This is a genomic window from Pseudomonas sp. Irchel s3h9 (genome assembly GCF_900187475.1).
GTDB lineage: Bacteria > Pseudomonadota > Gammaproteobacteria > Pseudomonadales > Pseudomonadaceae > Aquipseudomonas > Aquipseudomonas neuropathica.
Window position 1 is genome coordinate 1 of record NZ_FYDH01000008.1, and the last position, 22,205, is coordinate 22,205.

The 22,205-nt window shown below is 59.1% G+C and carries 17 protein-coding genes and 2 tRNA genes; 6 read left to right on the forward strand and 13 right to left on the reverse strand.

Annotation, left to right across the window (positions count from 1 at the left end; all coding sequences use genetic code 11):
- On the forward strand, positions 1–329 hold a 329-nt coding region (locus CKW26_RS14440), incomplete at its 5' end, for an integrase core domain-containing protein (RefSeq protein WP_141231863.1).
- A gap of 221 nt (positions 330–550) precedes the next feature.
- On the opposite strand, the gene rimO is transcribed toward CKW26_RS14440, so the two are convergent.
- Positions 551–1,888, reverse strand: a complete 1,338-nt coding sequence (gene rimO, locus CKW26_RS14445) for a 30S ribosomal protein S12 methylthiotransferase RimO (protein WP_095049100.1) — start codon at positions 1,886–1,888, stop codon at positions 551–553.
- 349 nt (positions 1,889–2,237) lie between these two features.
- On the opposite strand from rimO, the gene CKW26_RS14450 reads away from it, so the two are divergent.
- Positions 2,238–4,079, forward strand: coding sequence for a potassium transporter Kup (locus tag CKW26_RS14450; RefSeq protein WP_371917966.1), 1,842 nt, complete (start codon positions 2,238–2,240; stop codon positions 4,077–4,079).
- 162 nt (positions 4,080–4,241) lie between these two features.
- Here CKW26_RS14450 and CKW26_RS14455 read toward each other — a convergent pair whose 3' ends face one another.
- The 5 genes from CKW26_RS14455 to CKW26_RS14480 form a co-directional block, all read right to left on the reverse strand.
- Positions 4,242–4,553, reverse strand: a complete 312-nt coding sequence (locus tag CKW26_RS14455; protein WP_095049102.1) for a DUF3077 domain-containing protein — start codon at positions 4,551–4,553, stop codon at positions 4,242–4,244.
- A gap of 731 nt (positions 4,554–5,284) precedes the next feature.
- A complete protein-coding gene (locus CKW26_RS14465; protein ID WP_095049104.1) occupies positions 5,285–6,580 on the reverse strand; it encodes a virulence factor family protein in 1,296 nt (431 codons plus the stop codon).
- Entirely contained in the window at positions 6,580–9,219 is a 2,640-nt protein-coding gene (gene mprF / locus CKW26_RS14470; RefSeq protein ID WP_095049105.1) for a bifunctional lysylphosphatidylglycerol flippase/synthetase MprF, read from the reverse strand. The genes CKW26_RS14465 and mprF overlap by 1 nt, the downstream gene beginning before the upstream one ends.
- Before the next feature lie 279 nt (positions 9,220–9,498).
- Positions 9,499–9,575, reverse strand: a tRNA-Met gene (locus tag CKW26_RS14475).
- A 222-nt stretch (positions 9,576–9,797) separates the two neighbouring features.
- Positions 9,798–9,874, reverse strand: a tRNA-Met gene (locus CKW26_RS14480).
- Positions 9,875–10,153: 279 nt separating this feature from the next.
- On the opposite strand from CKW26_RS14480, the gene dinB reads away from it, so the two are divergent.
- Positions 10,154–11,215 (forward strand): DNA polymerase IV, encoded by a 1,062-nt coding sequence (dinB, locus tag CKW26_RS14490; RefSeq protein WP_095049107.1) that lies wholly within the window; start codon positions 10,154–10,156, stop codon positions 11,213–11,215.
- 88 nt (positions 11,216–11,303) lie between these two features.
- Here the strand turns inward: dinB and CKW26_RS14495 are convergent, their stop codons facing one another.
- From CKW26_RS14495 to CKW26_RS14510, 4 genes are all read right to left on the reverse strand, one after another.
- Positions 11,304–12,257, reverse strand: coding sequence for a hypothetical protein (locus tag CKW26_RS14495; protein ID WP_095049108.1), 954 nt, complete (start codon positions 12,255–12,257; stop codon positions 11,304–11,306).
- Between the two features lie 17 nt (positions 12,258–12,274).
- Positions 12,275–13,990 carry a proline--tRNA ligase gene (locus CKW26_RS14500; RefSeq protein ID WP_093436373.1) on the reverse strand — a complete coding sequence of 572 codons (1,716 nt, stop codon included), beginning with the start codon at positions 13,988–13,990 and terminating at the stop codon, positions 12,275–12,277.
- Between the two features lie 129 nt (positions 13,991–14,119).
- On the reverse strand, positions 14,120–15,679 hold the full coding sequence (locus tag CKW26_RS14505; protein WP_095049109.1) for an AmpG family muropeptide MFS transporter: 1,560 nt from the start codon (positions 15,677–15,679) through the stop codon (positions 14,120–14,122).
- 43 nt (positions 15,680–15,722) lie between these two features.
- Positions 15,723–16,076: an MGMT family protein gene (locus tag CKW26_RS14510; protein ID WP_016985281.1), complete on the reverse strand. Its 354-nt coding sequence runs from the start codon at positions 16,074–16,076 to the stop codon at positions 15,723–15,725.
- 165 nt (positions 16,077–16,241) lie between these two features.
- Here CKW26_RS14510 and CKW26_RS14515 point away from each other — a divergent pair, with 165 nt between their 5' ends.
- A complete protein-coding gene (locus CKW26_RS14515) occupies positions 16,242–17,249 on the forward strand; it encodes a DUF481 domain-containing protein (protein ID WP_095049110.1) in 1,008 nt (335 codons plus the stop codon).
- Between the two features lie 163 nt (positions 17,250–17,412).
- On the opposite strand, the gene CKW26_RS14520 is transcribed toward CKW26_RS14515, so the two are convergent.
- The gene (locus CKW26_RS14520; RefSeq protein ID WP_002554837.1) at positions 17,413–17,622 is read right to left on the reverse strand and encodes a cold-shock protein; all 210 of its coding nucleotides are present in this window, start codon (positions 17,620–17,622) and stop codon (positions 17,413–17,415) included.
- Positions 17,623–17,976: 354 nt separating this feature from the next.
- On the opposite strand from CKW26_RS14520, the gene dcd reads away from it, so the two are divergent.
- Positions 17,977–18,543, forward strand: coding sequence for a dCTP deaminase (gene dcd / locus CKW26_RS14525; protein WP_093436360.1), 567 nt, complete (start codon positions 17,977–17,979; stop codon positions 18,541–18,543).
- Between the two features lie 107 nt (positions 18,544–18,650).
- Positions 18,651–18,860 (forward strand): hypothetical protein, encoded by a 210-nt coding sequence (locus CKW26_RS14530; protein ID WP_095049111.1) that lies wholly within the window; start codon positions 18,651–18,653, stop codon positions 18,858–18,860.
- A gap of 46 nt (positions 18,861–18,906) precedes the next feature.
- Here the strand turns inward: CKW26_RS14530 and pdeM are convergent, their stop codons facing one another.
- Both pdeM and CKW26_RS14540 read right to left on the reverse strand, forming a co-directional pair.
- The gene (gene pdeM / locus CKW26_RS14535) at positions 18,907–19,563 is read right to left on the reverse strand and encodes a ligase-associated DNA damage response endonuclease PdeM (RefSeq protein ID WP_093436351.1); all 657 of its coding nucleotides are present in this window, start codon (positions 19,561–19,563) and stop codon (positions 18,907–18,909) included.
- Positions 19,560–22,049, reverse strand: a complete 2,490-nt coding sequence (locus tag CKW26_RS14540; protein WP_095049112.1) for a ligase-associated DNA damage response DEXH box helicase — start codon at positions 22,047–22,049, stop codon at positions 19,560–19,562. The genes pdeM and CKW26_RS14540 overlap by 4 nt, the downstream gene beginning before the upstream one ends.
- Between the last annotated feature and the right edge of the window lie 156 nt (positions 22,050–22,205).

Genomic DNA, 22,205 nt, shown 5'->3' on the forward strand with positions numbered 1-22,205 from the left:
TGGCTTTCGAGTCGCGAGGACGCCCTGAAAACCTAATGTTCCATTCGGATCAGGGCTGTCATTACAGCAGTAAAGTGTTTCGTGAAACGCTGGCGGACATGCGCATAAAACAAAGCATGAGTCGACGAGGAAACTGCTGGGACAACGCCCCGATGGAGCGTTTCTTTGGCAGTTTGAAATCTGAATGGATACCCAAGGCTGGCTACCGAAACGAAGATGAGGCCAGTACCGATGTATTGCGCTACCTGACCCATTATTACAATCGGATCAGGCTGCACAGTCACAATGGCTACCGAACTCCGGTGGACATGGAGGCCCTGGCGGCATGAAAAAGGGTAAAACCCTATAACCGTGTCCAGTATCGTTTGACCAGATCAGATCAGTCCCCTCTCCCTCCGGGAGGGAGCGAGGGGGAAGGGAGCTGATCTTCGTGCTGTTCAAAACCTGAGTTCGACTCGAACGTTCAGGTCGGTGCAGCTCGCAAGAACACATAGATCAGTCCCCTCTCCCTCCGGGAGAGGGTTAGGGTGAGGGGCTTTTGATCTTCAGATCAGATCTGCTCAGCCCACAGGTCATATTCGTCAGCGTCAGTAACCTTGCACCAGACCTTGTCGCCAGGCTTCAAATTGCTGCCGTTATCGATAAACACGTTGCCATCGATTTCCGGGGCATCGAAGAAGCAGCGGCCAACCGCGCCTTGCTCGTCAACTTCGTCGACCAGCACTTCAATCTCACGGCCGATGCGCATTTGCAGGCGGGCCGAGCTGATCGCCTGCTGGTGCGCCATAAAGCGATCCCAACGATCTTGCTTGACCTCGTCCGGCACCACTTCCAGATCCAGATCATTGGCCGGAGCGCCTTCAACCGGCGAGTACTGGAAGCAGCCGACGCGGTCGAGCTGGGCTTCGGTCAGCCAGTTCAGCAGGTACTGGAAGTCTTCTTCGGTTTCGCCCGGGAAGCCGACGATGAAAGTCGAACGGATGATCAAATCCGGGCAGATTTCGCGCCAGTTCTTGATCCGCGCCAGGGTCTTGTCTTCGAAGGCCGGGCGTTTCATCGACTTCAACACTTTCGGGCTGGCGTGCTGGAACGGGATGTCCAGGTACGGCAGGATCTTGCCGGCGGCCATCAGCGGGATCAGCTCGTCGACGTGCGGGTACGGGTAAACGTAGTGCAGACGGACCCAGACGCCGAGAGTGCTCAGCGCTTCGCAGAGTTCGGTCATGCGGGTTTTCACCGGCGCGCCGTTCCAGAAACCAGTACGGTATTTCACGTCAACGCCATAAGCGCTGGTGTCTTGCGAGATCACCAACAGCTCTTTAACGCCGGATTTGACCAGGCGCTGAGCTTCGTCGAGTACATCACCGACCGGACGGCTGACCAGTTTGCCGCGCATCGACGGGATGATGCAGAACGAGCAGCTGTGGTTGCAGCCTTCGGAAATCTTCAGGTAGGCGTAGTGGCGCGGGGTCAGCTTGATGCCTTGTGGCGGCACCAGGTCGATCAGCGGGTTGTGATCCTTACGCGGTGGAACCACTTCGTGCACAGCGTTGACCACTTGCTCGTACTGCTGCGGACCGGTCACGGCCAGCACGCTCGGGTGCACGTCGCGGATATTGCCTTCTTCCACGCCCATACAGCCGGTGACGATCACCTTGCCGTTTTCCTTGATCGCTTCGCCGATCACTTCCAGCGACTCAGCCTTGGCCGAATCGATGAAACCGCAGGTGTTGACGACTACAACGTCGGCGTCCTGATAGGTGGACACCACGTCATAGCCTTCCATGCGCAGCTGGGTCAGGATGCGCTCGGAGTCGACCAGTGCTTTCGGGCAACCCAGAGATACAAAGCCAACCTTCGGATTGGCCGGCGCAGGAGTGGTGGACATGTCTAACCTCGGTATTTTGTGACATCGCTTTCTTGGTGCGAAAGCCGACGGACGGGCGCTTAGGGCGCGCCTCTGATCAAAAAGTGCGCAATTCTAGCGGCGGGCAACGCACTTGACCAGCTTTATGCAGGGAAATACGACGAGTGCTGCGCTATGCTTCGCGCCGTTGCGCTTTACCAATTTTTTACAGTTAACAAAACGTCTGTAACAACAGGTAAAACAGCGCATGCTGCACCACAAAGCATAGTGCTTCATTCAAGAAGCCGGTTCTGAGAAGTAGGAGTGTTGGATGGGTCAGGCAAGTAGTCATGCGGCAGGCGCCGAGGGTTCGGCCACCAAGCCGCTGAGCATGCTGGTCGCGGCGGTCGGGGTAGTTTACGGCGACATCGGCACCAGCCCGCTGTACACCCTCAAAGAAGTGTTCGCCGGTCACTATGGGGTGCCGGTCAACCACGACGGAGTTTTCGGGATTCTGTCGTTGATTTTCTGGTCGCTGATTTGGGTGGTCACGATCAAGTACGTGTTGTTCGTACTGCGCGCTGACAACCAGGGAGAAGGGGGGATCATGGCGCTGACCGCTCTGGCGCGACGTGCATCCAGCCGCTACCCGAAACTGCAGGCGGTGCTGGTGATTCTGGGGCTGATCGGTGCAGCGCTGTTTTACGGCGACAGCATGATCACGCCGGCCATCTCCGTATTATCGGCGGTTGAAGGTCTGGAGCTGGCTTTCGATGGGCTTGAACGTTGGGTGGTGCCGCTGTCGTTGATAGTTCTGGTTGCCTTGTTCCTGATTCAGAAGCACGGCACCGATCGCATCGGCAAGATGTTTGGCCCGGTAATGGTGGCGTGGTTTCTGGTGCTGGGCACTCTGGGGGTCAACGGTATCGTTAAGCACCCTGAAGTGCTGAGCGCGTTGAACCCGATATGGGGCGTGCGTTTCTTCATCGTACATCCTGGCATGGGCGTAGCGATCCTCGGTGCGGTTGTGCTGGCGCTGACCGGTGCCGAAGCGCTGTATGCCGACATGGGCCACTTCGGCCGCAAGCCTATCGCCCGCGCCTGGTTGGTTCTGGTGCTTCCGGCCCTGGTGCTGAACTACTTCGGTCAGGGCGCGTTGCTGCTGGAAAACCCGGAAGCGGCGCGTAATCCGTTCTACCTGCTGGCGCCGAACTGGGCACTGGTGCCACTGGTGGTGCTGGCGACCCTGGCCACGGTCATTGCTTCGCAGGCGGTGATTTCCGGCGCGTTCTCGTTGACCCGTCAGGCCATCCAGCTCGGCTACATTCCGCGCATGCACATACAGCACACTTCCAGTGCCGAACAGGGTCAGATTTACATCGGTGCGGTGAACTGGGCGCTGATGGTCGGCGTGATCCTGTTGGTCATTGGCTTCGAATCCTCGGGCGCGTTGGCGTCTGCTTACGGTGTGGCCGTGACCGGCACGATGCTGATCACCAGCATCCTGGTGTCGGCGGTGATCCTGCTGCTATGGAAATGGCCGCCGCTGTTGGCGGTGCCGATTCTGCTCGGGTTCCTGTTGGTCGATGGTTTGTTCTTTGCTGCCAACGTACCGAAGATCATCCAGGGCGGTGCCTTCCCGGTGTTGGCGGGTATTGTGCTGTTTGTCCTGATGACCACTTGGAAGCGCGGTAAGGAACTGCTGGTCGATCGCCTCGACGAAGGCGCGCTGCCGCTGCCGATCTTCATCAGCAGCATTCGCGTGCAACCGCCGCATCGTGTGCAGGGCACCGCCGTGTTCCTCACCGCACGCTCCGACGCAGTACCGCATGCGCTGTTGCACAACCTGCTGCATAACCAGGTGCTGCATGAGCAAGTGGTGTTGCTGACGGTTGTCTACGAAGACATCCCGCGTGTGCCGCCATCGCGGCGCTTCGAAGTGGAAGCGCACGGGGAGGGTTTCTTCCGGGTAATCCTGCACTTCGGCTTCACCGACGAGCCGGACGTGCCGCAGGCGCTGAAGCTGTGTCATCTGGATGATCTGGACTTCAGCCCGATGCGTACGACCTACTTCCTCAGCCGCGAAACGGTGATTGCCTCGAAACTTGAGGGGATGGCGCGTTGGCGTGAAGCGCTGTTTGCATTCATGTTGAAGAATGCCAATGGGAATTTGCGGTTCTTTAATTTGCCGTTGAACCGGGTGATTGAGTTGGGGACGCAGGTGGAGATGTAAGCCTGGCCTCAACCGAAAAGCCCCCGTCAGCCTTGTGGTTGGCGGGGGCTTTTTTGTGGGCGGCAACTTCAGATCAAAAGATCGCAGCCTTCGGCAGCTCCTACAGGTTTCGCATTCCATGTAGGAGCTGCCGAAGGCTGCGATCTTTTGATCTTCAAACCTCTACAGGCCTTCAGTTATCTCTGCTTCAGACTCGGTCTTCGTCCGCGCAGGTCGTGGGATCAGTGTCTGTATCACATCATCAAGCAAAGCCTTGCCCATCACCGTCAGGTAATGCGCAGCCCAAGCGTGGCGGTCGGTGTCTCTGATGAAGGCAGCGTCCTCGGCGAAGGATTTTGCGAGGGATAGCAGGTCGGAGGATTGGGACAAGGCATCGATGATCGGGATGCCGGCGCGGACGTTGAAGAACGCTTGATACGAGTTGTAGAGGAAAGGGGTGAAGCCGATGGTTTTAAGATCAGATGGATTGTTCATTGTCAGTTCCCTTGATTTTGAGAGCTGCCGCATCCGATACCAAGCGAATGGGTGGCAGCTGTGCGCAGGTTGGTAAACCGGGGAACCAAGGAAACCGGCACGCTCGAAAGCGTCCCACACACAGCTGCCATAACACAGGGGCTCGGACGGGATTTCGCCTGAGTCGTGTCGGGTGCGCTGTTGCGCCTTATTCCACCGGGTTACCAAGCCCGATCGCTGAATGGGTCAGCAACGTCCGGAGGGTATCCCGTCAAAAAACAGCGCAATAGAGCGGCAGAGCGTCCAAACACGAGTTTCGGAGTTTGCCTACAAGGTCTGTGGGCGTCATCTGATATTGCGAGACCAGAAGTAAACGAAACTAAACGTTGCTGGCGGTTTTGCGGGTATTTGTTCAGCAGATGAATGAGTGTGGAGTTGACGATTCGATAATGCCAATCAAGCAGGTGTCCACGTTTTATGGAATGTGGACACTTGGCGTTTTTAGCTTCCTGAAGAGTCAAGAGATTTACGAGCCTTGGCACAAAACCGCTGATCCAGCGCAATTCCCTTGTGGGAGCGAGCCTGCTCGCGAAGGCGTAGTGTCAGTCGACGAATCTGTAAACTGACCCACCGCTTCGCGAGCAGGCTCGCTCCCACAGGGGATTTCCCACAGGGGATTTTCGTGGCTGATGGAATGTAAAAAGCCCCCGTAACTGCGAAGTTGCGGGGGCCTTTTGTGGGCGTGGCTCAGATCACTCTTCGGCGACCGAGTCCTTGCTCTGGCGCTTCTCGATCAAGTCCACCAAACGCTTGGCCAGCGCCGGGTAGTTCTCGTCGAAGTGGTGGCCGCCAGGCAGTTTCACCGCCTCTCCGACTGCCGTCTTGTCGGTGCAGCCACTTTCATCCGTCTCTTCTTCACCATAGATGCACACGACCTTGGCCGCTGGCAGCTTGGCCATTTCCGGGCCGGTGGCGGCTTCTTTGCCGGCGTTACCCAACCAGCCTTCGACTTCGATTTCGAAGCTGCCGGTGCGGGCGAAGGCCAGCAAGATGATTGCGTCTACGCGTTGCTGCTCGGTGTCCGGCAGGCGGTTGTAGATCGCTGGCAGTACGTCAGCGCCGAACGAGTAACCGGTGAGGATGAAGCGTTTGGTGCCCCATTTCTGCCGGTAGTGCTGCATCAGTTCGGTCAGGTCCAGTGCGCTTTGCTCCGGGCTCTTGTGCTGCCAGTAGTAGCGCAGGGTGTCGATGCCGACGACCGGGTAGCCGATCTTGGCCATTTCACCGGCCACGTCGCGGTCGAGGTCGCGCCAGCCGCCGTCACCGGAGAGGAACAGGGTCACGGTGTCTTTGGCCTGGCCGGCCGGCACTTCAACCACCGGGATCGCCAGACCGCCGTTGGCCTTGTCGCCGCCGACGAGGATCTTGCGCAGTTCGTTGTTCAGCACTTGCGGCAGGTTGATGTCGTAGTCGCTGATGCTGGTTTCGGCGTTCGGTTGATCGCGCACGAAACCTGCGCTGGCGTCGTCCGGGTTGTCGTTCCACGCCACCAGCCAGTGGCCGTGGGCGGCGGATTTCGGCAACAGGTGAGTGCAGCCGGGTTTTTCCAGCGCCAGGTCCACGGAAATCGCTTGGGCCTTGTCGTCCTTTTGCTCAGACAACCAACGCCAGGCCAGTACCGCGCCGGGGCCGATACCGCTGACCAGCGTAGCCGGGCCGTTCAGTTCGCGCAGACCGGTTTGCAGGGCGCGGCTTTGCAGCAGGCAGTCCTTGGGCAGAATCACCTGAACGATTTGCGCCGAGGCGCTGCGGCTCAGGGTGGTCAGTTGTTTTTCAGAGAGTTTCTGGTCGTCGTTGACCGCGACCAGCACCTGCGCCTTGGGTTTGGTGCCGGGGATGACGCGGGTCAAAACGGTGCCGTCTGCCGTCGTAACAGGTTCGAGCGTCGGTTCTGGTGCCGGACGTTTGAGGTACCAGAAACCGCCGCCGGCAATCACGGCCAGCACGATCAGTGCGGCCAGGATGTACTTCAAGGAGCGTTGAATCATCAGCGTTTCACCAATCCAGTCAAGCCGCCCGCGATCAGGGCAGCAGTGTCGGCCAGCGCCACCAGCGGATCGAGTCCGGCGGGCACGGCCATATAACGGGGTTCCCAGTCAGGCTGGAACTTGTCTTTGAAGCGGCGCAAGCCTTGGAAGTTGTACAGCTGCTCACCACGGCGGAAAACCATCGAGCCCAGTCGCTGGGTCAGCGGTGCACCACGCCGGGGTTGCAACCCCGACAACGGCACCATGCCCAGGCTGAAGCGCGCGTATCCGTGACTCTTATAGTGTTGAATCAGGCCGACCATCATGAATTCCATGGTCAGCTTGGGGGCGTCCGGGTGCGCGCGCATCAGGTCGAGACTGGCCAGGTCATGGCTGTAAGTCTCGAGCAGGTTGGCGAATGCCACCGGGCGACCTTCGAAGCGAATCACCGCGATGCGGAAATGCTTCAGGTAATCGTCGCTGAATCGGCCGAGGGAGAAGCCTTTCTCACGCACGTTCTTGCCGGTCAGCCATGCATCGGAAATCACTTTCAGCTCATCCATCGGCGCTTGGCCCGGTTCGTGGATTTCCAGCGACAAGCCGTCGCGGGTGCCACGGTTCCAGGTGTAACGCAGGTCCTTCATCTCTTTGCCCTTGGCTTCCAGGTCAAAGCGAAGCAGATCGACCCGGGCTTCTTCGCCGAGTTTGATCGCGGTCAGGCCGATGTCCATGTAGTACGGCAGGTTCTCCGCGCGCACCTGGTAGAACACCGGGCGAGCGTGGTGAATGTCACAAAGGTCGCGGAACTGCCAGATCATTTCGGCGCGCTGCTGGCCGGGGCCGATCGGGTCGTACAGCGCCACCAGGCTGCGGCCACGGCGTGCGTACATCAGGAACGCTTCGTCATTCTGGTGAAACAGCAGCGCCTTGTCACCGGTCAGCGCGAGGCCACCGTCGGGTTGCGACGATGCCATCAGAATCTTCGCCGCGCGATCAAGTTCGTCAGGTGTCGGCAGGTGAATGACCGGGCGCGCGGTGCGCAGCAGCCAGGTCAGCGCGATCACCAGCAACAGCACGGCAGCGCCAAGCAGCGAACGCAGGCCACGCGGGGCGTCAGCGTCGAGGGTGAACTGCCACCACAGTTGATGGCTGTACGGCACGTCCTGATAGGCGAACAGCAGCAGCCACGTCGAAGCGCCCAGCACACAGAGGCTGGCCACCAGATACAGGGGGGAGAAGGGCAGTTCGGTCAGGCGGCTCGGGCGATAGAACGAGCGACGGAACACACCGAGCAAGGCTGCGGTGAGGGTCATCAGCGTCGCTTCTTCCCAGTCGAAGCCTTTAAGCAGCGAGAGCAGGGCGCCGACCAGCAGCAGAATGGTGGTCAGCATCCACGCCGCCGACAGGCGCCGGCGCAGGCCCTGGGCCAGCATCAGGCAGAGCACGCCGATCAGGCTGGCGCCGAAGTGCGAGGCGTCGACCAGACGATGCGGGATCAGAAAGCCGATGTGTTCCAGACGTGTATCGATCTCGGGCGTCGCACCAGAAAACAGCAGCACCACGCCGGACAGGAACACCAACACCGCCAGAATCGGCGCGGCCAGACCAGACGCGGCGCGCATGGTCTGGGTTTGAAACAGGCGCTGACCTTCGTTGATCAGCAGGAATACGCAGGCCACCAGCAGCGGCAACACCACGTAGATCAGGCGATACAGCAGCAGCGCCGCGGCCAGTGGTGCGGCACCTAGCGTGTCGGCGAAAGCGGCCAGCAGAATCGCTTCGAACACACCGACGCCGCCGGGTACATGACTGAGTACACCGGCAGCCAATGCCAACAGGTACACCAGCAGGAATGCGCCGAACGGCGGCGCCTCCGGCAGCAATAGATAGAGAACGGTCGCGGCAGCGGCAACGTCGAGGGCGGTAATGATCAGTTGCAGGAACGTCAGGCGACGCCCCGGCAAGCGCAACGTGCGGCGGCCAACCCTGACCAGCAGGTTGTCGCGCAACGGTTGTTCCGGCAGGCGCCGACGGTAGATGCCAACAGCCAGTACTGCGCCAAGCGCCAGCACGACAGTGGCGACTGTGCCGAGCAGACCTTCGGACAAACCCAGGGCTTGAGAGGCAGCAGGCAGGTCGCTCAGCGTTGCCAATGCAGCCAGTGGCGGCAGGGCGCAACCCAGCGACAGGCTGGCGAACAAGGTCATGTGCGCGACTTCCGACGCCCCCAGACCCAATCGTGCATATAAACGGTAGCGCACCGAACCGCCGGACAGCAGCGACAGACCGATCGCATTGCCAATCGCAAACGCGGTGAAGCCGCCCAGCGCCAATGTGCGCGGCGGCAAGGTCACGCCGGCATAGCGACTGGCCGACCATTCGTAGCCAAGCAGAATAATGAAGCCGACCACGGTCGCGCCGAAGGCGCCGAGCAGGGCGGGTTTCGGCACGTCAAGAATCGAGTCGTGCAACGCATCGAGATCGAGTTCGGCGAGCAGATGACGACAGGCAATCAGCGCAATGGCGAACAACAGCAAGGTGACCCCCAGCCCGATGGGCTGACGGTATTTGCTCAACCGATCCAGCAAGCGCAGGCGCTCGGGTTTGATCGGGTGTTCCGCTGTGACGGTGTCTTGTGGATCAGACGAGTTGGCGCGCATCAATCACCTCTTGGATTGTGCGCGACAGGATGGAGGTATCCAGCCAAGTTACCAATCCCTGTAGAAAAAAATAATCACAAAATACTACGCCTCTCACCGGGCATCGGCGAGGGCAGTTCCTGGATTGCAGAGGCCTTGCCTGCGACTCAAGCATAGTCGCAAGTGAGTACTTCTGAAGATCCCAAGCGGTTCACTGCACAGTGACAGATCATTGTTGCGAAAGGACTTTTTCAACAGATACAAAAAAGGCCACTCTTTCGAGTAGCCTTTTTTGATGTTTGGTTGCGGGAGCCGGATTTGAACCGACGACCTTCGGGTTATGAGCCCGACGAGCTACCAGACTGCTCCATCCCGCGTCTGTGTGGCGGCATTCTACAGGCGAACGGCGAGGTGTCAACCGCTAATCCCATAAAGGGTCAAATAAGTGTGCATTCGCGTCAAACGGTCGCAGCTGATGCGTTAAGTTTCGGAAATGCAAAGAATTCCTGTTTGGCGATCGCTTCTTTATAAGAAGAGGAAATCGACAAAACAGACGCGCACAAAAAAGGCCACTCTTTCGAGTAGCCTTTTTTGATGTTTGGTTGCGGGAGCCGGATTTGAACCGACGACCTTCGGGTTATGAGCCCGACGAGCTACCAGACTGCTCCATCCCGCGTCTGTGGGTCGGCATTCTACAGAGGAACGCAGGGGTGTCAACCCGCAATCTGGATAAATCTGTTGAGGTTCAATCGGTTAGCGCATTTTTCCGGGTGTTTGTTACGCTACAGGTCAGGCTGGGCAAGGCTTTCAGCTCTATTGGCGGCCGCTCGTCGATTGAGAAAATAAATTCAAAGGACATTTCCTACCGCCTGGAAAGAACATTCATACCACTGGTGCTATATACAGGTGTCAGTGAGATACTGCCGATCCGGTACGCCACGTTTCCTTTTCTGACATGACTCAGCGAAAAATCATCCACATTGACTGCGACTGTTTCTACGCCGCCATCGAGATGCGCGATGACCCGCGTCTGGCCGGCAAGCCGTTGGCGGTGGGTGGTTCGGCGGACCGGCGCGGGGTGATCGCCACCTGCAATTACGAAGCGCGGGCCTATGGCGTGCGTTCGGCGATGGCTTCGGGACATGCTTTGAAGCTGTGCCCGGACCTGACCATCGTCAAGCCGCGCATGGACGCCTATCGCGAAGCGTCGAAAGAAATACACACGATCTTCAGCGACTACACCGACCTGATTGAACCGCTGTCGCTGGATGAGGCTTATCTGGATGTTTCCGATAGCGCGCATTTCGGCGGCAGTGCCACACGCATTGCCCAAGACATTCGCCGGCGGGTCTCCAATCAATTGCACATCACCGTGTCTGCGGGCGTGGCGCCGAACAAGTTTCTGGCAAAAATCGCCAGTGACTGGAAAAAGCCCAACGGCTTGTTCGTTATTACGCCGGATCAGGTGGAGGAGTTTGTCAGCGGTTTGCCGGTGAGCAAGTTGCACGGCGTCGGCAAGGTCACCGCCGACAAGCTCGGCAAGCTGGGGATCGTCGACTGCCAGCACTTGCGCGAGTGGGACAAGCTGGCGCTGGTGCGCGAGTTCGGCAGTTTTGGCGAGCGACTGTGGAGTCTGGCCCGTGGGATCGATGACCGGCTGGTGCACAACGACAGTCGGCGTCAGTCGATCAGTGTGGAAAATACCTACGACGTTGATCTGCCGGATCTGCGCAGTTGCCTGGATAAATTGCCCGAACTGCTCGAAACCCTGAAAACCCGTATGGCGCGGATCGACAGCAGTTATCGGCCGGGCAAGCCGTTCGTCAAAGTGAAGTTTCATGACTTTACCCAGACGACACTCGAGCAGGCCGGGGCAGGGCGGGATCTGGGCAGTTATCAGTTGATGCTGACGCAGGCGTTCAATCGCGGCGGGAAACCGGTGCGGTTGTTGGGGGTTGGGGTAAGGCTGGAGGATTTGCGGGGTGGGTTTGAGCAGATGGAGTTGTTTGAACGTTAAAGTCAAAAGATCGCAGCCTTCGGCAGCTCCTACAGGAAAACGCGTTCCAATGTAGGAGCTGCCGAAGGCTGCGATCTTTTATGGGGCCTTAATTCGGTCCCGGATCCGCCACCAGACGTCCGGCATCCTTGGTCAGCGACTTGAGAAACTCAGCCTGCAACTCAGGATCGTTACGCGTCAGTTCGATGAGGCTTTGTTCCAGCTCGCTGGCCTCTTCTTCCAGACCCAGTTCCGACAGACGTTTGACCCGGTGTACCCACTGGCTCACTTCGTCGTCTTCCAGGTCGTCATAAATCAGCCCGTGCGCTTCCAGCAACTTGCCACGCAGATGACTGCTGATCACCAGCGATGAGTCAGAGTGCACGTCATCCTTGGCGTCTTCGACGCTGATCTGCAGTTTGCCGACATGATTAAGGTCATTTTCGGCAAACGGACTGTCGAGCAGGTTCAGGCGCAGTACACCGTTACGATCAGTGGTCATGTCGAAGGTCTGTTTGCCAGCCTTGACCTGCACCGGACGTTCGCTCCACGGCAGGCTCGAATACTCCGTACGCTTGTCGCGCTGGACTTCATCGATGCCGGCCAGGTTCTGTTGCGCACGACCGTTGGACTGCGCGTTCATGAATGGGTTGAGCCCGGCAAAACCATAGCTCAGCCAGTCCCTGGTGACGCTGTCCGGCAAGTTGCCGAGGGCGAACACATTGACCACGTTGGCGCCGATGCCGCCCACCACGGCTACCGCGCCCAGCGGAATCTCATAGATCTCCCGCCAAGGCTGGTAAGGCGTGTAGCGATCGTAGCGACGCGTCACTTCGAACTCGGTGACTTCGAAGGTCTTCTGCTCGTTGATCTTTACGCGTCGCTGCGGCAGCTCAAGCTCCTTAGGCTCACCGACATCGATCTGCAGGCTGTGGTCGAGCAACTTTCGCTCGACCCGCTCTTCGTGCTCGCTGCGTTGTGACATGTGATTGGCACAGCCGCTGACCAGCAGGGCACCGCACAGGGCGGTGCCACCTAGGCCTAAGGTGTTTCGCTTGAACATGACGTCTCTATCTGGTTTCAGCGGCGGATACGGGCCTGAAGGAAGGACACCACATCGGCGACCGGTAGCGCTTGCGCTTCCGGCTCGGTACGGCTCTTGTATTCCAGGTTGCCTTCGGCAAGACCGCGGTCGCTGACCACGATCCGGTGTGGAATGCCGATCAGCTCCATGTCCGCGAACTTGATGCCCGGGCTGGTTTTCTTGTCGCGATCGTCCAGCAGCACTTCGAAACCGGCGGCTGTCAGTTCGGCGTACAGCTTGTCGGTGGCTTCGCGCACCTGCTCGGTTTCATAGCGCAGCGGTACCAGAGCGATCTGGAACGGCGCCAGGGTGTCGCTCCAGATGATGCCGTTGGCGTCGTTGTTTTGCTCAATGGCCGCAGCCACCACGCGAGACACGCCGATGCCGTAGCAACCCATTTCCAGGGTGACTGGCTTGCCGTTCTCGCCCAGCACTTCACACTTCATCGCTTTGCTGTACTTGTTGCCAAGCTGGAAGATGTGCCCGACTTCGATACCGCGCTTGATTTCCAGCGTGCCCTTGCCGTCCGGGCTTGGGTCACCAGCGACCACGTTACGCAGGTCAGCCACGGTCGGAACTGGCAGGTCACGCTCCCAGTTCACGCCGAAGTAGTGTTTGTCGTCGATGTTCGCGCCGATACCGAAGTCGCTCATCAGCTCGACCGAACGGTCGATGATGATTGGCAGCGGCAGGTTCAGCGGGCCGAGCGAACCGGCGCCGGCGCCGATGGCGTCACGCAGTTCGGCATCGGTGGCCATGACCAGCGGGCTGGCTACGCCAGGTTGCTGGGCAGCCTTGATTTCGTTGAGCTCGTGGTCGCCACGGATGACCAGTGCGATCAGCTTGCCTTCTTCTTCGGCGCGCACGATCAGGGTCTTGATGGTCTTTTCAATCGGCAGATTGAATTTTTCCACCAGCGCCGCGATGGTTTTGGTGTCTGGCGTATCGACCAGGCGCAGCTCTTCGGTCGGAGCAGGGCGCGAAGTTTCGCGTGGCACGGCTTCGGCTTTTTCGATGTTCGCCGCGTAGTCGGAGCCGTTGCTGAAGACGATGTCGTCTTCGCCGGATTCGGCCAGTACGTGGAATTCGTGCGAACCGGCACCACCGATCGAACCGTTGTCGGCTTCAACCGGACGGAATTTCAGGCCCAAGCGGGTAAACACGTTGCAGTACGCTTGGTGCATGCGGTCATAGGTGACCTGCAGCGATGCCTGATCAGCGTGGAACGAGTAAGCATCTTTCATGATGAATTCACGGCCACGCATCAAACCGAAGCGTGGGCGGATTTCGTCACGGAATTTGGTCTGGATCTGGTACAGGTTGATCGGCAGCTGTTTGTAGCTGCTCAACTCGTTGCGCATCAGATCAGTGATCACTTCTTCGTGGGTCGGGCCCGCGCAGAAGTCGCGACCGTGGCGGTCTTTGATGCGCAGCAGTTCAGGGCCGTACTCTTCCCAGCGCCCCGATTCCTGCCACAGCTCGGCCGGTTGGGTGCTCGGCATCAACACTTCCAGAGAACCGGCAGCGTTCATCTCTTCGCGAACGATGGCTTCAACCTTGCGCATGACTCGCAGGCCCATGGGCAGCCAGGTGTACAGGCCCGAGGCGAGTTTGCGGATCATGCCGGCGCGCAGCATCAGCTGGTGGCTGATCACGACCGCGTCGGAAGGCGTTTCTTTCTGTGTGGCGAGCAAAAATTGACTGGTGCGCATGGTTGGCCGTTGTCGGTTGCTATGACTGGAAATGACTCCGCAGTGTACCGGCGAGATTTGCCGACGTACAGGCGTGAGGTCAGTGGGGAGGCACGACGGCGAGATTCCTCCCGCCGTTGCCGAAACGTCTTACGATTCTTCTGCGATCGGCGTCGGCACAGGCTCGGGCGTTGGCGTCGGGCCTTCGCGGCGGCTTTCCTGGAACCAGTGCAACGCGATCAGAATCAGCGTCGGCACGCCGAGCAGAGCGGTGATCAGGAAGAAGCTGTGATAGCCGAACTTTTCCACCAAGACACCGGAATACCCGCCCATCAGGCGCGGCAACAGCAGCATGATCGAGCTGAGCAGCGCGTATTGCGTGGCCGAGAACTTCAGGTTGGTCAGGCTCGACAGGTAGGCAACGAACGCCGACGTCGCCAGGCCGGAGCTGAAGTTATCGAGGGAAATGGTCACCATCAGCATCTGCAGGTTCGGACCCATGTCAGCGAGCATGACGAACAGCAGGTTGGTGGCTGCCGAGGCCGCGCCGCCGATGAACAGGATCGGCAGAATGCCGAAGCGCACGATCAGCAGGCCGCCCATACCGGCGCCGACCAGCGTCATGATCAGCCCGAAGATCTTGCTGACACTGGCAATCTGATCCTTGGTAAAACCCTGATCGATGTAGAACACGTTGGCCATGACGCCCATCACCGTGTCCGACATTCGATAGGTGGCGATCAGGCCGAGCAACAGCAGTGCCTGCCAGCGATAGCGCAGAATGAAGTCGTTGACCGGCGTCAGCACCGGGGCGAGGCCGCGACGGCCCATGGTCGACAGGCACAGACCGGTCAGCAGCGTATACAGAATGGCACGCAGGAACGCGCGGTCTTCGAGCAGCAGGTCGAGCGGGCTCATGCCGCCGAACAGTACGCTGGCGAAATCAGTGTTGTAGAGCTGGGTGAACATCGCCGGTACCGAGACCAGCAACACGATCAGCACAAACACCGACATCAGTTGGTGCATGAAGGTGTAACGCCCGGCCTGCAACTGAGTGCGTAGCGGCACCGGCGGCTCGCGCATGAACAGCGTGGTCAGCAGCGCGGGAATCATCAGTGCACCGAACAGCGCGTAGGTGCCGGCCCAGGCCGAATGCTGATAGTTGAAGCCAGTGGAGCCGAAGCCCTCAGCGAAGAACAGCGCGCCAGCAGTGGCCAGCAGCGCAGCCACGCGATACCCGGACATATAGCTGGCGGCGAGGGCGGCCTGGCGGTTGTCTTCGGCGATTTCCAGGCGATAGGCGTCGACCGCGATGTCTTGGGTGGCGGAGGCGAAGGCGACAACAACAGCAATGGCGATCAACCAGGACAGGTGCTTTTGCGGGTCGCAGAAACCCATGCCGATCAAGCCGAGGATGACCAGGGCTTGTGAGAGCACCAGCCACGAACGGCGACGGCCAAGTTTGCCCAGCAACGGCAGGCGCCATTGGTCGAGTAAAGGTGACCAGACCCATTTGAACGCATAGGCCAGGCCGATCAGGCTGGCGTAGCCGATGGTTTCACGGGCGACACCGGCTTCACGCAGCCAGACGGATAGCGTAGAGAACACCAGCATGTACGGCAGGCCGGCGGCGAAACCGAGCAACAACAGCACGAGCGTCGAAGGACTGGCATAAGCGGCTAGCGCGGCGCGCCAGGTTTTACGGGGCATGGGCTGAAGTCTGCCTCAAGATTGCGGAAACAAAGCGCGCACTCTAACCGCTGTGCTCTACCGGACGCCAGCCATGGCGCTGAATATCCACACGATTGTTCAGGACGGTGATGCCTTCCATGCGCAATCGGGCCCGCTGTTCATCGCCGGACGGGCTGCCCACCGGCAGGCTGATCCGACCGCCGGCGCCCAGCACGCGGTGCCAGGGCAGCTTTGTATCGCCGGGTAACTGACTCAAGGTGCGGCCGACCCAGCGGGCGGCGCGCCCCAATCCGGCCAGTTCAGCTAACTGACCATAGCTGACGACTTTGCCTTCGGGCACTTGGGCGAGCGTCGAGTAGAGCGCCGTGCGTCGGATTTGCGCATCGTTTTCAACGCTGTCGAGCGGGTCTTTCACGTGCGCGGTTCCTGAGCATGAACAGTTTGATGGCTTTCAGAGTAATCGGTGATCGCGCAATTGAGAAATGAACTCATCGGAAATAGTCCGGTCAGTCCTTGTCAGGGTCTTATTCCTACGGATAATGCCGACCTTTTTTCGCAAACTTGAGCCTTCGATTTGCTTATGTTGTCCAGATCCCTGCTGTGCCTTGCTGTTTTCAGTGCGTCCACGCCCCTGCTTGCCGACACCGTCTGGTTGAAGAACGGTGACAAGTTGAGCGGCACCATCACCGTGTTCGATGGCGGCAAGCTGTTGATCCAGACCAAATACGCCGGTGCGGTCACCATTGACTGGAAAGAGGTCAAGACGCTGGACAGTGATCAGCACTTGCTGGTCAAACAGGATGCCTACAGCGGTGAAGTGTCCAAGTCGCTGACGGCTGCCGAAGATGGCAAGGTCACCCTGGCCAATGGTGAGGCGCCGAAAACCGTTGAGCTGGCGAGCATTCAGCAGATTCTCAAGCCGAAACCGGTGGTCGAAGATCTGGTGTGGAAGGGCAATGTCGACCTGGCGCTGGATTATCAACGCGCCGAGAAAGACACCGATGACTACGATGTCGGCTTCAAGACCACGGCGCGTCATGGTCGCTGGCGTCATACCGCCGAAGGTGAGTACAACCGCGAAGTGCAAGACGACGAGACCACTACCAATAACTGGCGCGCCGAGTACGCACTCGACCGCTTCCTGACCGATAAATGGTTTTGGCAGGGCCGTCTGAACTACAAGCGTGATCACATCGAAGAGCTGGCACGCCAGCGTGTGGTCGGTACCGGTCCCGGCTATCAGTTCTGGGATGACGAGTTGGGCGCGTTCTCGCTGGGCTCGCTGCTTAACCGCACCGACTACGAGTATCGCGATGGCAGCAAGGACAACTTCTATTCTGTCGCGATGAAGTGGGATTACAACCGTTACCTGATCGGCAAGAAAGTCGAGTTCTTCACCAACGGTGAAGTGGGCAAGCCGCTGTCCGGTGTCGCCGATTACGCGCTGGATGCTGAATTGGGGCTGCGCTACAAGGTCACCGACTGGGCATCGCTCAACCTCAAGGCTGAACGCGACATCATCAGCGGCACCAACGATGCCGATCTGAACAAGACCCGTTATACCGCCGGGTTTGGCGTGGCCTGGTAAGGCACCCACAAAAAATCGCAGCCTTCGGCAGCTCCTACAGAGAATTGATGTACATCCTGTAGGAGCTGCCGAAGGCTGCGATCTTTTTTTACGCCCGGAAAAGAGGCGCCCACAAAAAAGCCCCGCTTTTAAGGGCGGGGCTCTTTTCTAAAGAAGCTACAAGTTAGATAACTTGTACTTCTTCAGCTTGCATGCCTTTCTGACCGCGGGTAGCGATGAAAGAAACCTGTTGGCCTTCTTTCAGGCTTTTGAAGCCGTCGGATTGGATAGCTTTGAAGTGAACGAACAGGTCGTCACCGGATTGTGGAGTGATGAAGCCGAAGCCTTTTTCATCGTTGAACCACTTAACGGTACCGGTTTGGCGATTAGACATGGTGTAACTCCTTGAACAAAGATAACTGCGACTCAGGAAGAACCCTGGCCGAGACTGAGTGCAAAGAGCAGGAAAAATTCTTGTAGATGGTTGGATCGAAATTCAACATATCGTGTAGAGATTCTCAGTGACACAAGCAACACAGTGACGCCACCTTAACCCAGTTTCCGAGAAGTGCCAATGCTTCTTGCGAAGGTTTCTCTGTTTTCGGGATCGGCGGTGTGACGGTTCGTCGCCAAAGCCCGTATTTCATGGGTGTTCGGCGAGAATTGCACCGCGCACTTTGAACCGGGCGGCGCGCCCGGTAAGATGCCGGACAGAATTTTTCCACCTCGCTATTCAGGACACCCCGCCATGAGCATCAAATCGGACAAGTGGATTCGCCGCATGGCGCAGGAACAGGGCATGATCGAGCCGTTCGTCGAGCGCCAGATGCGCGGCAGCGATGACAGCCGAGTGATCTCCTACGGTGTGTCGAGCTACGGCTACGACGTGCGCTGCACCAATCACTTCAAGGTGTTCACCAACATCAACTCGTCCATCGTCGACCCGAAAAACTTCGATCCGGGCAGCTTCGTCGACGTCCACAGCGACGTTTGCATCATTCCGCCGAACTCCTTCGCCCTGGCCAGCACCGTCGAATATTTCCGCATTCCGCGCAATGTGCTGACCATCTGTCTGGGCAAAAGCACCTACGCGCGTTGCGGCATCATCGTTAACGTCACACCGCTTGAGCCTGAGTGGGAAGGCCACGTGACCCTGGAGTTCTCCAACACCACCAACCTGCCGGCGAAAATCTACGCCAACGAAGGCGTGGCGCAGATGCTGTTCCTCGAATCCGACGAGGAATGTGAAGTGTCCTATAAGGATCGCGGTGGCAAGTACCAGGGCCAGCGTGGCGTGACCTTGCCGCGCACCTGATCGGTCCATCCGACAGATCGCGGGAATTCTTTGGCGGGCAGACACTCTATGGGGTGTACTGCCCGTTTTTGCTTTCGGCAAAACGGGCCTTCGCCGAGGAGTGCCCTATGAAGATCGATCCGCAAATCACTGCCGAACTGGCAAGGCTCGAGCCCAATCAGATTGGCGTATTGGCCTGGTCCTTGTTGGCGCATCCGCCACTGAGCATGGCCGGCGGAATTCCCGGACAGCCCGATCCCGATACCCCCAACGAACAACCCTCCGAGCCTGGCGAACCGACGCTTCCGGACGAGCCGCCACCGGCACCGGTTGCCTGATCTGCATTGAAAACCAATGGCCAGTCAGATGAGGTCTGCAAGGACTTCAACTGACTGGCCATATTTCGTTATCGCCGATGACGAAAATCCTGCAACTCTCTTCGCGCTCGACCGCATAGCCGCCGGTGAAGGCGCCGAATGCCGGTAGCAGGCTGAGGCGTTCGCCGAGCCTGAAACACGCCAGTCGCAAGCTTTGCCGACCCTTGCCGCGCAGCCGATAGACCGGGTGTACGTGACCCGCCAGCACGTGCCTTTCAGGGTGCGGATCAGGCTCATGCTGCAAGGCGAACGGCCCGAGCAGCAGCGGTTCCGGCACCACCCGGATATTCAGCGATTCAGGTGGATCACCGGCGCGTTTGTCATGATTGCCGCGAATCAGTGTCATCGGCAGATCAGCGTGGCGCGCGCGCCATTGTGCCAGCGCGTCCAGCGTACCTGGCGCATGAGAGCCGGGCCCGTGGAGGAAGTCACCGAGAAAGATCAATAACCGGCAGGGCAGCTTCGCCAGCAGCCGATCAATCACTGCGATATTGCTCGCCGTGGTGCCGTGCGGAACCGGTTGACCCAGACTACGGTAAGCCGCCGCTTTGCCGAAATGCACATCGGCAATTAGCAGGACCTGTTGCGCGGGCCAGTACAGGGCTTTTTCCGGCAAAAGCCATAGTTCTTCGCCGGCCAGGCGTACTGGGTAGCCTGAACTCATGAGGATTTATCCTTGTCTGCGCTGTTCTCCAGATCACCAACCATTCGCCTGATGCGATCAGCGAGTTTTTCCGAACTCATGCTTTCGCGCATGCGCTCCACCAGCAGCGGGAAGCCCAGTGGTGTAGGACGGTTAACCTGATGCACGTCCAGTTTCATCTGATTGATCCGGTCCAATGTCTGCTCCAGACGCTGAATATCCAGTTCTTCTCGCAGGACTTCTTCCCCGGCCTGGGCCAGCAACAGATTATCTGCGTCGTATTGTTTGAACACTTCAAAAAACAGTCCGCTGGACGCCTGCACCTGTCGGGTGCTTTTCGGTGCGCCGGGGTAGCCGGCGAAGACCAGCCCGGCAATCCGCGCGATCTCGCGAAAACGGCGCAAGGCCAGTTCGCCTGCGTTCAGACTGGCCAGAACGTCCGCTAATAAATCATCGGCATTGAAGAGATCGGCATTCAAATACTCGGCCCAGTCGATCGGCGTGGCGCTGAGCAATTCCAGGCCGTAATCGTTCACCGCGATGGAAAACGTCACAGGCTGCTGTTGACTGACGCGCCATGCCAACAGGCTTGCCAGTCCCAGATGCACTTGGCGCCCGGCAAAGGGATAGAGGAAAAGGTGCCAGCCTTCGCGGGACTTCAGCACTTCAGCCAGTAGATTTTTGGCGGTGGGCAAACCCGACCAGCGCATCTGCGTTTCCAGTAACGGCCGCAATGCGTGCATTTCCGGCCCGACAAACTCACCCTGCGCGGCCGCGCTGAAACGACTGACGACGGCGGCGGCGAGCTCATTGGAAAGCGGCATGCGCCCGCCATTCCAGCGCGGCACGGCGGCTTTTTTCGCGGTGCTGCGTTTGACGTAAGCGGTCATGTTTTCCACTCGCACCAACTCCAGCAAACGCCCGGCGAAGAGAAAACCGTCACCCGGTTTAAGCCGCGCGATGAAACCTTCCTCAACACTGCCCAACTGTTTGCCACCGCCGCCCTTGCTCCAGAATTTCAGATGGATGCTCGCGTCACTGACGATGGTGCCGATGCTCATGCGATGGCGCCGCGCCAATCGCGCATCCGGCACTCGCCAGACGCCGTGCTCGTCTGGCTCGACCCGGCGGTAATCCGGATAGGCTGTCAGAGACATCCCGCCATGGCGTACGAAAGCCAGCGCCCAGGCCCAGTCAGCAGCTGTCAGGTCACGATAAGCCCAGGCGCCACGGACTTCTTCGTACAGCTCATCGGGTAAAAATCCACCGCCGAGGGCCATGCTGACCAAATGCTGGACCAGCACATCCAGCGGTTTGTGCGGTGACTGGCGTGGTTCGATACGCCGTTGTTCGACGGCATCACGGGCGGCAGCGGCTTCGATCAGCTCAAGGCTGTGAGTCGGCACCAGCGTTACTCGCGAGGTGCGTCCCGGCGCGTGGCCTGAACGACCGGCGCGTTGCATCAGGCGCGCGACACCTTTGGCCGAACCGATTTGCAGCACGCGCTCGACTGGCAGGAAATCCACGCCCAGATCCAGGCTTGAGGTGCAGACCACGGCTTTGAGTTGTCCGTCTTTCAAGGCCTGCTCGACCCAGTCGCGAGTCTCGCGAGACAGCGAACTGTGATGCAAAGCGATCAACCCGGCCCAGTCCGGCCGTGCCTCCAGCAGCGCCTGATACCAGATTTCCGATTGCGCTCGGGTATTGGTGAAAACCAAGCTGCTGGCGCAGGCCTCCAGTTCGGCGACCACTTGCGGCAGCATCTTCAGGCCGATGTGTCCGGCCCATGGAAAACGCTCGATGGCCGGTGGGAGGATAGTGTCGACCTTCAGCGCTTTTTCGCTTTGTCCCTGAATGCTGACGCCGCCGCCCTGTGGGATCAGCACTTGTTCGGCGTGGGATTGATTACCGAGGGTGGCAGACACTCCCCAGACGATCAGTTCGGGTTGCCAATGCCGCAGGCGGGCGAGGGCCAGTTGCAGTTGCACGCCGCGCTTGTTGCCCAGCAGTTCGTGCCATTCATCGACGACGATCATGCGTAGGCTCGCCAGCGCCACTTGGGCATCGGCGCGGGCGAGCAGCAGGGTCAGGCTTTCCGGGGTGGTGATCAGCGTGGTCGGCAGGCGCCGGCTCTGCCGGGCGCGTTCGCTGCTGCTGGTATCGCCGGTGCGCAGGCCGATGCTCCATGGGATCTGCAAATCATCTACCGGCGCTTGCAAGGCGCGAGCGGTGTCGGCGGCGAGGGCGCGCATGGGCGTGATCCACAGCACGGTCAGCGGTTCGGCCGGTGGTTTGCGCTTGCGTGGGGTTTCAACAACAGCGGCGGGTTTGGCGAAGCGATTGAGCGCGGCAAACCACACCGCATAAGTTTTACCGGCGCCGGTGCTGGCGTGGAGCAGACCGGATTGGCCGTTTTTCACCGCCGCCCAGACCTGTTTCTGAAAGGCGAACGGCTTCCAGTTGCGGGCGCTGAACCAGATTTTTGCCAGGTCGGAGGATTTCGCCATGCGGGCTGCGCGCGCTCTGGAGGGGTTCTTCCAGTGACCACATCAGTTGGCGAAAGGTTTAATCAGGGTGACCGTGTAGGAGCTGCCGAAGGCTGCGATCTTTTGATCTTGATCTTGATCTCTACAAAACAAGATCAAAAGATCGCAGCCTTCGGC